Origin of the sequence: Nitrosococcus halophilus Nc 4 (assembly GCF_000024725.1) — a bacterium.
Lineage (GTDB): Bacteria > Pseudomonadota > Gammaproteobacteria > Nitrosococcales > Nitrosococcaceae > Nitrosococcus > Nitrosococcus halophilus.
This window is the reverse complement of sequence record NC_013960.1, coordinates 1,323,049-1,339,246: the sequence shown is the minus strand read 5'-3', so window position 1 is coordinate 1,339,246 and position 16,198 is coordinate 1,323,049. Positions and strand designations below refer to the sequence as shown.

The following is a 16,198-nucleotide window of genomic DNA, read 5'->3' as shown; positions in this document are numbered from 1 at the left end:
CACCCATACCCAAGAACATCACAAAACATGCTTCAACACCATATCCTCAAAAGGAGATCATCAATGTTCTATAGATCGGGATCAGGCTTGATACCCGTAATTCCTTCCGCCACCCGCTCCGCTAACGCAGATATGGTGGCAATGGGATTAGCCCCAACGGCAGTGGGCACGATCGAGCCGTCAGCTACGTACAATCCTTTATAGCCGAAAACTTGGCCCAATTCCTCCGGCTTGGCACTGGTGACCCCCTCTCCAGGATTTTCTGCCAGCCGACAACCGCCCAGAGGATGGACCGTGATGTTTCTACGAAAGGGCCACCACCAGTTGGGCAAGGGGACAAATGCTTTAGCACCGACTTGCTTGCGAAAATGCTTCCCTGCTTTCAGCATTGCTCGATATAAAGAGAGGCTATCCCGGTACGGCCAATGTATTTGCACATAGCCATCCTGACTAAGTGTCATTGTGCCATTGCCCCGATCCAGCCCCATGCACAACAGCACACTGCTCTGGTAAGAGACCTCATTGCCCAGTAGATCATGAAAAGTGTCCCCAATCCGCCCCATGGATTTACCCAAGAACCAGCGTCTAAAGGCCTGTTGAATGATCTTTACGATTGCTGAGAAGTGGGACAAACGGGGACGAATGCCTTCTACATACCAGGCAGCAAAGGCAGGATAGCTGGCATCCTCAAGAATAAAAGCCCGTTCTCGATCAAAGTGACCAAACAAATTATAGTCGGTACGCTGAGTGATGACGGGGCCATAATTAGGATCAGCAGGCTCCTTACCTTCAATCACAAAGGATAAAAAATCTCCATTGCCAGAAAATCCTTGTCCTAAGTTTTTATTGATGTTTGGCAGAGTCTTAAACACATCCCGGCACCGTAACAATAATTCATTGGAACCCAAGGTACCGGCGGCAACAATGACTCGGCGGGTGAATACAGAGCATTCTTTCTGGCTATTGAGGTCTCGGTAATAGACACGATATCCATAATCACCATCGGCATGGGGATCATCAGCCCCGTTTTCGGCCACAGGAACAATTTTTTCCACTAAATGCTCGGTGGAAATTTTGGCTTCATAACGATTTTCAGCCACAAACAAATAGTTGAGATCCAGGGTATTCTTGGAATGAGTATTGCATCCCACATCACATTCAGCACAATACACACAGGAAGTCTGTAAAGCCCCATAACGATTTCTTTCTTGAGTGCCAATGGGGGTAGGATGGGCAAAATCATTGCCAAAAAACACATTAATATCCACCAACTGGGAATCTTTTCCTTGCTCTTTGGCCAGCTTTTGGAACAGCTTGGTCCGGCGGATACGGCGGCGAGGATCATTACTTGCCGGGATTGGCCGGGCCCCCAATACGGCCTTTACTAATTGGTAATAGGGGCGCAGCGTATACTTCTTGCAACTTTCAGGCCACCCCTGCGCGAACACTTCGTCTGGGGGTTCCATGAATACATTGGCGTAAATCAATGAGCCACCCCCCAAGCCCGCGCAGAGCACAGCATCCATATGACCGAAAGTGCGGATATCAAACATTCCATGCAAGTCAAGCTTGGGAAGGCGTTTTGGCCGTGACCGGGATTCGGAAGAAAGATTCCAGAAATTTCTCCCCACCTCATGGGGCGTCCGCGGAAAAGCACCCATGGGATAGCGCTTCCCACGCTCCAATACCAGTACTTTCCCGGGCCACTTCTTTGACAGCCGACAGGCCGTGATAGCACCCCCAAATCCACTACCTACCACCACGGCTTCAAAAGCACCATTATCAGCCATATTTTTATGGTCCTGTTATTTTCTATTTCTTCTTATTTTTTACCTGTAAGAAATCATCTTCTTATGCGGGCAAGGACAGAAACTAGCCCCGGAAGGGAAATTTCTTAATAACTGGGTTTCTTGCCCTGGAAAAAGCCCTGCCAGGCCCTCCACACGAGGGACAAGGGTCCGCCTAAGTAAATGAAATAAATAAAATATCGTTCGCCACCTTTATTACTTTAACATTCTATTTCCTAGAAAAGTCAAAGTTTTTAGCAACCTGCCCTTATGGGACGATAACGCCTATCCTAAAAGTAGCGTTCCTTATTCATCTCTGCCACGGTGGATAGCGGTTCACATTTAGGGTAAAGGGGAAAGAAAGGAAGAGAAGGGAAAGTTAAGAAAGGACTAAGGAGGGGAAAGGGGAATAGCCGGGCCTTACTCCCAGGATTTGCATGAGAGTAATACCAATTTCATGTGCTCTTGCATTGTATATATTCAGTCAAAACAACCACTTTGATGCTTTAATATATGCATTCTTTGATTAAATTGGTATAAGGTGGCCTACCGACAAGTAGCACGAAGAGGCTATAAGTACCTATGAATAAAATATAGGAGATGTTTAGGAGCGAGGGGGTAGTGCTTTGCAAACCCGTTTTTCCTCCCTGAAAAAAGGGTTTGATGCGCGCCCCCCTGGGGGCATCCTCCGAATGTCGCGATTCGCTTCCGACGAATCGGTGCGGGAGGGTGTCAAGTTTTTTGTGTAACTAATTTTCAATTGGGCATCCGCTCAGCGAAGAGGATGACGAATTGATTGAGCACGGCCTTCCAGTCTCGAATGGGTTGAGCCCATTTCTTGGTGATATTGTTCAAGGCCAGTTTGGCCTCAAGCAAAGAAACTCACGGTACAGTTAATAAGCACCATTTCGCTGCAATACAACCCTAACTGTTTTTAGAAGGATAACAACGTCATACCATAGAGACCAATTCCGAACATACCAAGCATCCAGGGTAACTCTTTCACTATAATCCACGTCATTACGACCGCTAATTTGCCAGAGTCCAGTAATACCGGGCCTTACCCCTAGATAATACTTTGCTTGCTTTCCATAGCGGGCAAGCTCACTTTCAATGATAGGGCGAGGACCTACCAAACTCATTTCCCCCTTAAGCACATTCCATAGTTGGGGTAACTCATCCAAACTAGTTTTTCTCAGAAATGCGCCAATAGACGTAACTCGGGGGTCTTTCTTCAGTTTAAAATCCTTCTCCCACTCCTCCCGGGCTTTAGGATCTGCGGCCAATAGATCTTTTAAAACTTGATCCGCATTGGGAACCATAGACCTAAACTTATAGCAGAAGAACGGCTTCCCCCCTTTTCCAACCCTAAGGTGGCCATAAAAAGCACTGCCTCCCGTCAGTCGAATACGAGCAGCAAGATAAGTGAAAAAGGGGGAAAGGATGAGAAGAGACAAGCTGGAAACAAGTATGTCAAAAATCCGTTTCAAAATGCGGGAACCAAAACGCGCCAAATTATTGCGTGCCCGCAGCAATAATACCTCATGACTAAAGAAATAGCTTATATCGGTACCGAAGATAGGCAAACCCCGGATGGCAGGAGCCAAATTAAGATTCGTGCAACATAAACATAATCTTTCTAGCATTTCTCGATGAAGAGAGAGATCTTCTGCCTCCATCGCCACCACCACATGAGGATGACCCAATCGAGAAACCATAATTTCTGGTTCTTCTGTGATTGGGAAAATTGGAAAGAATTTATCCGCTAATTTTAGATAATTTTTTTGTGGACTAGCTTGACTTTCCGGATCTAAAAAAGCAACTACATCAAACCCAAGAAGAGGATCACTGCGAAGTGCTGCCGCAGTCTCTCTGGCATTTTTTCCGGTTCCAATAATAACAGTCGGCCTGGCATATTTCCCTGCTTTTCGCAAAGCATGCTTTGCCGATATCCGGATCAGAGGAACTAACAACAAGGCCAGAAACCAGGTAGCCAATAACCAAGTTCTGGAGAAAGAATCTTCTGCCATAAAAACAATCGCGATATCCACCAATGAGGCGATTGATAATATAGTCAGTATCTCCCGCAATTCCTGCCAAAAAGATTTACGATAGGCATAATGCCCCAAGCCCCAAAATCGAATGAGAACAACAGCTATTACGCCAAGGTAAAGAGCCAAGCGAATTTGCCCTATAGCTCCTCCCTCATTGAAAAAATCCTCCAGCAAGGGGCGATTAAACCACCAGTTACTGACTATGTGACCCATTAGGAAAGCCGTCACTAAAACCAAGCTATCAACACCAAGCAATAATATTTGGTTACGCCACTCCCCATAAGTATGAGTCCTGGAAGGAATTTTGACTCTTAAAGGCAGCGCTGTGTCGGCGGTCAGCTTAATATTGGCCATAGCAATACACTCCCTATATAACTCTCTAATATTTTCATTAAATGGGATGAAGAAGTGATTTGACTTCGGAGCTACCTCGTCATTTCTGAGGTCAGTACAAAATATGTCTAAGCCTGAAGACTAAATCCACCGATTAGGAAAAGATGTTTTAAATGTTTTTATTAGAAAAATACGAAGGGGTTAAGGAACATGCGGAAATAATTAGAAAGTTCATGAAAAAAAACTTTAGTCCCAGATTCACTAACCACGATAATATCATCGGCATGGATTTGTGGATCGGGCATAACTCCTTGCCGGATAGCCTCGATATCATAATAAAAAATTTGTTTTTCATCCTCTCCCTTAGAACGAAATAACTTTATCTCCTCTTGGTCAGCAACTTCGTTTATCCCCTGAGCAGAGGCAATAGCCTGTAATAGAGTCGTTTGCCCTTGAATGGGATAAATACCGGGTCTTGCAACGGCTCCTTCTACTGTCACCCGCTGACTAGCATATTCCTCAATAAAAACACTTACCTGGGGATCCTGTAGATACTTCTCTCCAAATTCCTTTGCTAGCAACGCTTCCAATTGCTGGCTAGTCAAACCATTCACTTGTACCACCCCGATGAGTGGTAAGGAAATAAATCCCTGGGAGTTAACCCGAACCGCCTGGGAAAGCTCTGGCACTTGAAAGACATTGATTTGAAGTAAATCAGAAGGACCAACCCGATAATCATCCTTTCCCTCCACCGGCTCCACTACTGAAGGAGACGATAAGGATAAAGTATCTTCCTCCACCGCTTGTGTTTTTAAACCAGAATGCGCACCTGTAGTGGAATCTGGTAACTGACTCGATACCTCACGGGAAGGAATACTGGCACTACAGGCTGTCACAAACCCCATAACTAATAAACAAAGGACACGCCAATATTCCCCTCTCACCCTATGCCAACTAGACATCCCTAAACAGATCTCTGCAAAAATGTTCCTTTTGGTTTTCATCATGGTACTCTCTTTAATTTGAATTGTGCGAGCAAAAACATGAAGAGTAAAATATGAGACACAAAAGACTCACAACACCGCACTACTAAACCCCGTATTCATCAATAAATAGTCAGTTTTATCCCTTTTCTCTTCGCGAAAAGTTGGTTGCTAAAGTATATGGTTTTTTAGGTTATGATCCGCCAACCAAACTCGCATTTAAGGATTTTGGGGGATACTATTAAAAGAAGGTAGATCAGGGTAAAGGAATTTTTTCACCCCTCTCCCATCAAGGGAGAGGGAATAGAAGACAAAGGGAATCATTCTATGATTTCCTTCCCCTTGGAGGAGGAAGGCTAGAGTGAAGGCACTTTCTTACCTCCACCCTCTTCCATCTAAGGACAGAAGATAAAAGGTGGGAATCTCTTCTTACAACCCCTTAGATGGAGGATGCTTTTAGTTCTCCAGAAACCACTTATAAGTTGAAGCAATCCCTCCGCGCAAATCTATCTTAGGCTGCCAGCCTAGCTGGGTTAATTTCGTTGTGTCCAATAGCTTGCGCGGTGTTCCATCGGGTTTTGAAGTATCGAATACAATCTCTCCCGAATAATCTACAATTTCCTTTATTAATCGAGCTAGATCTGCAATCGTGATATCTTTTCCTGTCCCCACATTAATGATTTCCCCTTCATTATAATGCCGCATCAGAAAAATCGCTGCATCCGCCAGGTCATCCACGTGCAGAAATTCACGCCGAGGAGTACCGCTCCCCCAAACCACCACTTCAGGAGCACAAGCAACCTTAGCCTCATGAAATTTACGGATTAGCGCCGGCAGTACGTGGGAAGTTTTGAAATCAAAGTTATCTCCCGGTCCATAAAGGTTAGTGGGCATGAGGGAAATGGCATTAAAGCCATACTGACGGCGGTAAGCTTGACTCATCTTAATCCCGGCAATTTTTGCCACGGCATACCACTCGTTCGTGGGTTCCAAAGGTCCCGTGAGCAGAGACTCTTCCTTTATGGGCTGGGGAGCATATTTAGGGTAAATACAAGAAGAGCCTAAAAATAAGAGCTTTTTGACTCCCCCCCGGTAAGCTGCATCGATAACATTAGTCTGAATATGAAGATTATCGCAGATGAACTCGGCGGGATAACGGTTATTGGCCAAAATTCCTCCTACTTTGGCCGCCGCCAAGAATACATAGGCCGGCTGTTCTTGTTCAAAAAATGCCTCGACCGCCCGCCGGTCTCGCAGATCCAGTTCCCGACTACTCCTGAAAATCAGATTTTTAAACCCCTCGGTCTTTAGCTGGCGGAGAATGGCCGCACCCACAAGACCCCGATGCCCCGCTACAAAAATTCGTTCATCTGGCTGCATAGCATTAGCTCAAATAAAGTTTCTAAATTTTTTCAAAATCTAACATGATGTGCTCATAATCCCAATACTCCACCCCATCATGCCGTGCTTGCTTACCTAGTAAACCCTAACTCTCCCCTGCGGCAGGGAGGTAAAGTCGCTTTAACTGCTTATTTCACTTAACCCTCCGACCGAAGCGGATGGATAGGACATGTCAATAATCGCCTCGAATCGGTCTGTAATCCTATGTATGTCAAAGGTATGCTCCGCATAGGCACGACCCTTTGCAGCCATCCGCTCCCGTCCCCTGGCGTCGTCGAGTAATTTCAACCCGGCAGTAACAAACCCTTCCCTATCATTGGGCTCCACCGCCCACCCCGCGCCACTCATCTGCACAATGCGCGCGGCTAGGTTTTCGGCAGGCACTGCCAACAGCAACGATCGTTTCGCACACAGATAAGTCAATACCTTAGAGGGCACGGCAAAAGCACCGGCATCTTTCTCAAGCAGGGCCACTAACACCTCTCCTGCAGCCAAGACCTTGTGCATAACACTAAATGGTTGGAAAGGAAGTAAGATCAGGTTGCTCAAACCTTCTTCCCGCTTTCTCTCTGCCAACCAATCCGCGCCGATACCTTCGGAAATGACCACAACCCGAACATCTTTCTGAGTAGCGGTCGCCTTAGCTAAAGCATACAGCAGACTCGGATTGTGCTTAAGGCCCAGGGTACCCGAATAAATAAAATTCCGCGTCGATGCAAGACCTTGAGCCATGCTCCAGTCATTCCGCTTTGGCTCTAGGGGAAGTTCGTCCAGCGGCGCCCAGTTCTCAATCACACAGGCCGCATCCCGTTGTCGAACCACCTCTGGCATATAAGAGATAAAATCATCCGTAATGGCAACTACCCGATCGGAACGTGCCAGTAACCATTGTTCATAACGTTCAAAGGCCTGGCCCACAAAGTCCCCTAAAACGGGTATCTTTTTCCGCAATGCTTTGCGGTACCCCACCCCGAGCACATCTTGTAGCCAAAACACAAAGCCAATCCCTTGTTGTCTACATTCCCGGAGCAGTAGGGATTGGGCACCAAGGGGCGTATTGCCCGACACCACCACATCCGGTGCATATCGAATGACACGTTCCGCAAGTTTTTTCCCCAGCTCCCTTTCCTGCAACCAGCGAGTCACCGTACTGTATTTGTCAAAGTCCTTAAGGAGGCGAATCGGACTCACTTCAATAGTACCCTCCGATTTTTTCTCAAAAGATCCTCGAGGCGCCTGCACAGACTCACAGTATGTATGGAGTACGCTATGACCCCTAGCACCGAGTTCTCGGGAAAGCTGAAGAGGAAAGGGGTGCCCAGCATAGTCGTTCACTAAAATGCGCATAGATGTTAATCTTATAATTTATAGGTTAATGGCCGTTCTGGTTGAACGAAAGGAAGGATGTTTTCTGGTCTGTCGCGCTTTAACTACGCAAAGAAGAAATACCATTTACTCGTAATAATCAAATGCTCGGTAACCTTCACGTCGTACCAAAGCATCCCGTTTGGCCAGTTGCAAATCCTCCGCTATCATTTCCCGCACCAACTCATCAAAAGTAACTTGGGGCTCCCACCCTAACCTCTTGCTGGCCTTGCTGGGATCTCCTAGCAGAGTTTCCACTTCAGTAGGGCGAAAATAGCGGGGATCAATACGGACAATAATATCTCCAGACTTGATATAACCATACTCCGCAGCTTGTCCTTCAACCGCCGCGACCACTCCCACTTCATCAGCTCCCCCGCGACTTTCCCAGCATAAGGAAAATCCTATAATCTGTGCTGCCCGCTCTACGAACTCCCGCACCGAATGCTGCTCACCACTGGCAATTACATAATCATCAGGTGCTTCCTGCTGCAACATCAGCCACTGGGCTTTTACGTAGTCCCGTGCATGGCCCCAATCACGCCGCGCTTCCAGGTTACCTATATATAAGCAATCCTGCAGCCCCAGTACAATTCTCGCCAGGGCGCGGGTAATTTTTCGAGTGATAAAAGTCTCCCCCCGCACCGGAGACTCATGATTGAAAAGAATCCCGTTGCAAGCATACATGCCGTAAGCTTCACGATAGTTCACCGTGATCCAGTAAGCATATAGTTTAGCTGCGGCATAGGGCGAGCGGGGATAGAAAGGTGTCTCTTCATTCTGAGGCACTGACTGCACTTTACCATACAACTCAGAGGTGGAGGCTTGATAAAAACGCACTTTATCTTCCATTCTCAGAATCCGAATTGCCTCCAACAACCTCAGAGTCCCTAAGGCATCTGCATTAGCCGTGTATTCAGGGGTTTCAAAGGAAACCGCCACATGACTTTGGGCTGCTAGATTATAAATCTCATCCGGCTGAACCTCCTGGATAACCCGGATAAGATTAGTGGCATCCGTTAAATCTCCATAGTGCAGAATAAAATAGCGTTCTGATTCATGGGGATCTTGATAAAGGTGATCGATGCGGTCGGTATTAAAAAGAGAAGATCGCCGTTTAATACCATGGATTTCATAACCTTTTTTCAGCAAAAACTCGACCAGATACATTCCATCCTGGCCCGTAACCCCGGTAATTAATGCCTTTTTCATTCCTTTCTTTTTCCTCGCTCATGATCCCAAACGTTTCCTTCATTTCCTTTTAGCGATCGCCGATTCTTTCCTACGAGATACAACTACCCATCATTGATAACCCCAGCGATATAACAGATCCGATTCCATCAGTTCATCGAGCCGACGAACTTCAGGGTAGAATAAATTACGAAGCTCATTTCTTGTTTCATTCGATATAGCGGGCTTAGTTTCCTCCGTGTAGGGGCTATACAACATCCGAGAAACCATGGGGGATTCCTTTATTCGCGAGACTACTGCAGGGAGCCCTATTGCACGTATGCACAACGCTGTCTGTTTAGCAAACCTGGCCAGCCAAAATGAGCGGGGTTTTGCTGCTGGAAGCACTTTTTTTGTGAGTTCTTCTGGCAACTCGAAATTATCAATACCTAGAAACTCATATATACCATTCATAAAACCCAACGGATCCGACTTTAAATCATCAAATATGCCCACATAGATTTGCTCGCGAGAAAACTGCTCTAAATAGTGCGATAGGTGCTTGGCATAGCGTCCATGATCCACAAGTTCCTCTACATGTTGCAGTGCGGTTTCAAATGATTCTTTGACTCTTCCCTGCCTGACCATATAAAGATAAGAAGAAAATGCACGGTCTACGGGTTCACGCAAACACACCATCAGCTTTGCATGTGGTAAATCCTTTGCAATACGCCTACATGCATCCGTAGAAAAAAGGTAATCGTGGGAAATTTCGCCTACAACGACATGGGCACTCGAGGCAGTGCTAAACTGCTTTAAATACCACTCTGGCCCCTTGTGATAATATTTATCAAAATAAAATAATTCTTTAGCATCCGGCAAAAAAACTTGGCTATGCTTTTTTAATATTCTATAAAGCCAAGTCGAACCGGCCTTATCGGGACCAATATAAATAAAGTTGGGGTAGGCGGGAGATAAAAATTCAGGTACAGCAATACTCATTCATATTCCCCAGCTACTTATCAAAGTCGTTGGTACGTGGCCCCACCGTTGAGAGATCAATCGGCTCAAAACCGATATCAAAAGCCGGGGAGTCCGTGGGCAGGGAAAAATCTCCGGTCTTGGGGTTTGTGAAGCGCGGATTGACCATAAGAGAATTGCGATCCCTGCCCTGCCCTTGCCACTCCGCAAAAGTTTTACCAGCGAAAACTAGCGGACGCTCGGTACTGAAGTAAAGATTGTGATCTATCTCCGCGTTCTTCTTGCTCCATTGATCACCGAAAATCCTGCCGTTATCAGCATATACAATATTTCGCTTGAAACTCATCGAGCCTTGGTCTTTTCTGCGCTGGATCAAATAATCCTCCGCGAAAGCAAAGATGTTGTTACGCACCACTAACTGGCCACCGAGTTGCTTATAAGCTGCGTCCGGAACATTATAGATGACATTGTTTTCAAAAGTAATTTCTGCGCTACCATTATCTATCTGAAGTCCAAACGCCGGATGGACGGGATGCTTACCTTCTTCATCGGCATCCCCCGTGTAGCGATTCACATCATGGACCAGGTTGTGGTGGATCACCGTTCCGGGTTGGCGCCCCAACGTATAAATCCCGCTACCACTACCTAGCAGCTTCCGGCCCATATGGTGGACATGATTATAAGCAACCTCATTATGATGAGTAGCGGTCGGTTTGTCGTGCCAATGCCAACCCACAGAAATCCCCATCCCTGCCAACGCGGTCACCTCATTATGGAGCACCCGATTATAGGCACTGTCACCCACCCAAATACCCGCAGCTGCCAGGTATATATGACCAATATTCTCCACTGTATTGTCAGTAATCAAATTATGGCTCGAATGTTCCGCGAGATTCTTCGAAGATTTTTGGGGACCAACTTTTATACCGCCCCCACCAAGGTCATAAAAACGGTTTGCAACAACCTGATTGTGGCTAGAGCCTGCTCCAATTTCTATTCCATAGGGACCAATATGTGCAACCTCGTTATTGCGGAAAACAAGATGGCGAACGCCCTGTGCACTGATAGCAGCCGGTGCGAATATATTGGATTGCTGTCTCGCATATCCTTTTCGTGAAACCCCTGCCGCCGCGTGGGAAAACGCAAGATTACGTAGGACAATGTACTCTACATAGCGCTTACTTGGAATCCCCTCGAAAATAACAAGGTGTGTTAGCCGGGGAATGACAAAGGCTATTTCTTCCGGATTCTGCCCTTGCTTTGGGTAATAAAGCAGGCTTTCTTTATCCTCGTCGTAATACCACTCACCGGGTTCATCCAGGCCCGCATGTAAATTTTCGAGATAAAACCGCTTTCCGTACCAATTTAAAGGGCGATCGGCGCGTTTTATAACCGGCGCTTGCAGATAAATAATACGGCTCTCCTCATCTATCCGCTCAACCGGCCTTCTCGTCTCATCCCAGCCAAAAAATTTCACAACTTCTATGGACTTCAGATCCGACCATTCCGCTTGCAACTGTCCCACTCGGAACTTAAAGGCAAGACGGTTGAGCTTGTCTTCGGGCCTATCGGGAACTGCTATGTCTTCAAAGAAGAAGTAACCGTCGTCAGGCTCCCGGGCACGAACGGCTCGGCTGCCATCGACGAAGAGTTGCCGCGGTGGGACATCACCCCATACCTTGGTCGGCAAGGGCGCCCGCCACAAAGGACCTTCCATAGATTTCCAGCCCTTAATCACCGTCCCCCCACTAATCACGGCTCGTTCCCCAGGATAAGCGGTGTAAGTAGTAGGGAATTGTGCCGTACCAGAATCCAAAGGCGTAAAACGCAGGGGCTGTTCGAGTTCATAAGTCCCTTCCCGCAAATAAACAACGACCGGCTTTATAAGCTCTTTATCCTGCTTCAGTTTCCGAACAGCTTCCTGTGCGCGCTTAATCGTCAGAAAAGGTCCGTCGGACTTATCTTTTGTCGTTGCCGGGCGGCGGCCGGAAAATACGTCATTCCCTGCCGGGGATACGTAAAACGTATGGGCCTCAGCCTCCGCTATCCCGCCTTGTTGCTCTTTTACCTGGGACGAAACACTGCCTGCCGCAAGAAAAAAGCACAATGCAACGACTGCTAAATTCCGGCAATAGAGGATGATGTTTATATCGTACTTTGGTAAGGAATGTCGAAAATCAGGCATCATATATTTCTTTAAAATTTGCATTCTTTAAGAATAAGGGGTAGTGGCGTTTATTTAGGCCTCACCTTGCCACATAGTCCGGGGCTTCTCGATGACCCTGGATCCATTGATAAACCGCAAGCATTTTCTCGGCTTGAACTTGCCAGGTGAAGGGCCCCACTACCTCCTTTCCCCGGGTGCCCATGTCATCTAATTCAGCAGTAGTCTTCGAGAAGGCTTGCCCAAGCGCCGAAGTAAGCTCTCCGCCTTGCAGCTCCACTCTCCAGCCACAGTGCTCTCGTTCAATCTGCGGCCAGGGGGTATGTACCGTAGTAAGTACGGCTCGACCTGCGGCCATAGCTTCTGCGATCACCACGCCAAAATTTTCAAACAACGTCGGCAAAACAAATAACTCTGCGCTTGCGTAGGCGCGTAGCTTGTCGTCCCCTACCAACTCTCCCTTAATGGTGACCCGGGCGCTAAGCCTAGCGGCGTCAATTCTCGCCTTGATTTTTCGTAAGTAGGACTCGTCCTGATGGGGGCCAACGATAAGCAAATCCCACTCAGAATGCTCCTTGGCAACGGCAATGAACGACTCAACCAGCCGATCGAGTCCCTTGCGGGGATGAACGCGAGAGAGGAAAAGTGCATAGCGCCGGGTGGGATCTAAGCCAAGCGCCTGTTTAGCATCTACACACCATGGCATGGCCTTGAAGGCTTCCAGATCGACACCGTTCGGAATCATTGCAACCGGTGTCTTGAAACCCAGGCTACGCACAGCCTCGACCTCGCCCTCCTCGGTTGCATGGAGACAGTGTGATACAGCCAGCATGCGCCGGACGAACAGATTCCAAGCCAGCGATTTTTTCCATTTGCTTCGCTTAAGTGATGCGCCGTATAGATTGGAACGCAAAGAGCACAGCAACTTAAAATCCTGCTGGAGGTATGTTCTGAACGTGGCGTAGGCCGGATATGGCCAAATACTATGTAAATGGAGTATCGTGCCGGGTAGATTGAGCCGGAGTTGCCGTCCCATCACGCTACTAAAATAAATACCCGGGAACAAGTGAGCAGGCACTGTTTCGTGCGGCAAATTATAACGCTCGATTACCTCATTTCTCTCAGGCAGATTACGCCGAACGCTAAAGAGCTGCGAACCAACGCCGAGATCGCGGAGATGCTTACTTAGGAGAGGAACACTGTTCGCAGGACCGCCAAAGCTGCTGTCCAGATTAGCAACAACGTGCAGAACCTTAACTGCCGGTTCGGCTACCCCTTCTTGAAACTGCGTAGTAATAGCAGAAAATTGTAAGGACTTGGTTATCATTTAACTAGCTCAATTGGCGCAGGATCGAAAACAAGCTTCTTAAGCTTCGTCCCAGCAAGAATCTCTTCCACTGCCGCCAGAACTTCCGAGACCTCAATGGAATAAATACATTTTTTCCCGTGCTTCTCACACACCACAAGCCGGCAGCCGAAACAGGGCATTTGATGATAAATAATTCGATGCTGTTTACCGTAAGGAAACCATTCGCCCGGCTTGTTGCGGGCACTAAACACAGCGACACAAGGTGTTCCAACCGAGGCTGCAAGGTGCATCGGGCCACTATCATGTCCCATAAACAGGGAAGCCTGCTCGAGTACAGCCGCGCTTTCCCGCGGTGACAAACCACCACATAAATTCAAGACGGGTCCTTGCCAAGCATGCCCAGTCTCAGCGCTTGTATCGGCTTCGTCTGGCGAACCGATTAACACAAGCCCCAAGTCCGGATAACGTCTGCTCAGCTGGTCGAAAAGTGCTTTCCAATTATTAGATCCCCAGTCATTTACATCCGCCTTTGTGCCGATACTCACTGCTGCGAAAGATGCAGTGCCTTCCCAAGCCATTAGCACATCCCGTGCCTTGGATCTTTCCTGAGCCGTCAAGCCGAGCTGCCATCCCTGCGAATCATCGAGTTCAATCTCCCCCAAAGTCGAGATGCATCGGCCAAGACGACTCGCTTCATGCTCATAAAAATGGCCGCCATCCAATTGCCGGGATTGCTGCAAATCGCGTTTCAGAGGAACGCCAATCAGTTTCTTGATCCCACAAGACCGGAAGAAGAGCATATCCCGAAACGCCTTGAAGAGGCCCCGAGGTGGGGTTAGATAGATCAAGGTATCCGGCCTCCAGGTGCAAATCTCACCCCGCAGTTTGACAAGCTTGTGAAAATTTCGCGTCCTGAGGGGATAGGCCATATAGCCGTGCACCAATCCGGTGTTTTTCAGAACCGCTTCCAGCGGTGCCGCTTTTGTATTTACGGGGATATTGGTGAGCACGCGCCGCTCCGCATCGGGAAACGTCTGGGCAACCAGCCGAAACGCGGGTAGCGCTACGGCCGTATCGCCTATACTACCAATGCGGTATATTAGAATTCGCCGACTCATAAAGATAGAAATCCGTTGTGCATGACTGCCTATTTAAGGGGTCCTAGGCTTAGGTCCTAATTACCATAGAATGGAAAACATCGGCCATTACCCATTACCAGAAGCAGATGAGCTTACATTGAACGATTGAGGGGATTGCAAGGAATTTATTGCTATTAATTTATGCGAAGAGGAATATACTCCGGTGCAGGTAAGCTTGCACATGAACCCGCATGCAAGGCCAAGCGAAATCCATTCTGCTAAATTTAATAACCCCCAGCCGGCTACGAGAAAGCGCACGGCAGGTAATATAAGAAAACCCACAACAGCGGCGATACGAAGGTCAACTCTAGGCTGGCGATAAAGGAGTTTCAACATTTTACGGAGGCTTAAAGCCAGAGCAATCATGAGTGTAACTGCTGCTAGAAGCCCCAGTAAGCCAGCGCCCTGCCAACTATCTATAATAATGTTATGTGCACTAAGAATCCGGTTCGGAAATTCTGCGCCAATTAACCAATTGTCTTCAATTCTATTAAACGCATCCAATATACCGCTTAACCTACCTGAATAAGATTCAGTTTGCAAAAAATATTTATTGTATATCGCTTGAATAAATGGAAAAAATCCAACGATAGCTATTATTATGGTCGGTGGTATTAAAAGAGACATTCTAATAAGATTTTTTTTCCTCCGAAGAAACTTCGGTAGCACCAAGATTCCCCAAAGGATTAAGGCCAATATTACTCCACGACTAGAAATAATAAAAATTAATAAGAGACTAGAAATAATAGCAAAAAGATGAAGAAAACTCTTACTTCTAGATCCTAACCGATACGATGAAAAATATACCGATAATGTCACTGTGACAAAAATGGCAGAAGAAGTTATATGGCGTATAGAACGTCCGAATTCCGCATCCTCTGCACTAGTCATATTCGCTAAACGGTAAAAGATTCCATATGTGATATGATTAAGATCGCCACTTTGCAGTGTAGCTCGTATCGGTTCTACCAAACTAATACCCCCTTCACGACTTGCCATCAGCATGAAGGAAACATAAAGCAGCAGCAAAAAAAGGGGCGCCCATCTAGCAATTGAACTCATTGTGAGTCGATTCCCAGCAACGAAAGCAGCTACGATCAATGCAAATATCCCATAGGAGGCTATCCGCATTACCGTAATAGGTGTATACAAAGGGTAAAAATTGATCACAATGGTGGCAGTCAAAATTAATATATAAAGAGTTACCGATAACACCAAGCTTATGTTGCTACGGACTACCACAATACTGCTGGAAATTAATCTACCTCTTCCTAAAAAGAATGATACACAAACAAAAATAATTGCAATTAAATTAAAATATTCCATATTGCCTGCGGCCGGAAGAGTAACCCATCCAACAGACAAAGAGCTTAAAAGCGCTAGAAAAATAAGTGTTAATAAATTTGAAAAAAAATTATCCCTGCCTCCTTTCAACAAGAATCTATCTTTATTAAGCCATCCGTTACTCATTTGATTTTTATCTCAATCTTCTTCCCAACTTCGCGTTGAAGA

The 16,198-nt window shown here is 46.8% G+C and carries 11 protein-coding genes; all 11 read right to left on the bottom strand.

What is annotated here, in order from left to right; all coding sequences use genetic code 11:
- Positions 1 to 68: 68 nt before the first annotated feature.
- The 11 genes from NHAL_RS06535 to NHAL_RS06485 all read right to left on the bottom strand — a co-directional run bounded on the left by NHAL_RS06535 (position 69) and on the right by NHAL_RS06485 (position 16,156).
- Positions 69 to 1,790, bottom strand: a complete 1,722-nt coding sequence (locus NHAL_RS06535) for a GMC oxidoreductase (RefSeq protein ID WP_013032380.1) — start codon at positions 1,788 to 1,790, stop codon at positions 69 to 71.
- 890 nt (positions 1,791 to 2,680) lie between these two features.
- A complete protein-coding gene (wbaP, locus tag NHAL_RS06530; protein ID WP_013032379.1) occupies positions 2,681 to 4,195 on the bottom strand; it encodes an undecaprenyl-phosphate galactose phosphotransferase WbaP in 1,515 nt (504 codons plus the stop codon).
- A gap of 161 nt (positions 4,196 to 4,356) precedes the next feature.
- Entirely contained in the window at positions 4,357 to 5,181 is an 825-nt protein-coding gene (locus NHAL_RS06525) for a polysaccharide biosynthesis/export family protein (RefSeq protein ID WP_013032378.1), read from the bottom strand.
- Positions 5,182 to 5,613: 432 nt separating this feature from the next.
- Entirely contained in the window at positions 5,614 to 6,537 is a 924-nt protein-coding gene (fcl, locus tag NHAL_RS06520; RefSeq protein ID WP_013032376.1) for a GDP-L-fucose synthase, read from the bottom strand.
- Between the two features lie 141 nt (positions 6,538 to 6,678).
- Entirely contained in the window at positions 6,679 to 7,905 is a 1,227-nt protein-coding gene (locus NHAL_RS06515; protein ID WP_013032375.1) for a glycosyltransferase family 4 protein, read from the bottom strand.
- A 105-nt stretch (positions 7,906 to 8,010) separates the two neighbouring features.
- Positions 8,011 to 9,135: a GDP-mannose 4,6-dehydratase gene (gmd, locus tag NHAL_RS06510; protein ID WP_013032374.1), complete on the bottom strand. Its 1,125-nt coding sequence runs from the start codon at positions 9,133 to 9,135 to the stop codon at positions 8,011 to 8,013.
- A gap of 90 nt (positions 9,136 to 9,225) precedes the next feature.
- Entirely contained in the window at positions 9,226 to 10,095 is an 870-nt protein-coding gene (locus NHAL_RS06505; RefSeq protein ID WP_013032373.1) for a sulfotransferase family protein, read from the bottom strand.
- 13 nt (positions 10,096 to 10,108) lie between these two features.
- Entirely contained in the window at positions 10,109 to 12,283 is a 2,175-nt protein-coding gene (locus NHAL_RS06500; RefSeq protein WP_013032372.1) for a right-handed parallel beta-helix repeat-containing protein, read from the bottom strand.
- 37 nt (positions 12,284 to 12,320) lie between these two features.
- Positions 12,321 to 13,565, bottom strand: coding sequence for a glycosyltransferase (locus NHAL_RS06495; RefSeq protein ID WP_013032371.1), 1,245 nt, complete (start codon positions 13,563 to 13,565; stop codon positions 12,321 to 12,323).
- Entirely contained in the window at positions 13,562 to 14,665 is a 1,104-nt protein-coding gene (locus NHAL_RS06490) for a glycosyltransferase family 9 protein (protein WP_013032370.1), read from the bottom strand. The genes NHAL_RS06495 and NHAL_RS06490 overlap by 4 nt, the downstream gene beginning before the upstream one ends.
- 87 nt (positions 14,666 to 14,752) lie before the next feature.
- Positions 14,753 to 16,156: a hypothetical protein gene (locus tag NHAL_RS06485; protein WP_013032369.1), complete on the bottom strand. Its 1,404-nt coding sequence runs from the start codon at positions 16,154 to 16,156 to the stop codon at positions 14,753 to 14,755.
- Between the last annotated feature and the right edge of the window lie 42 nt (positions 16,157 to 16,198).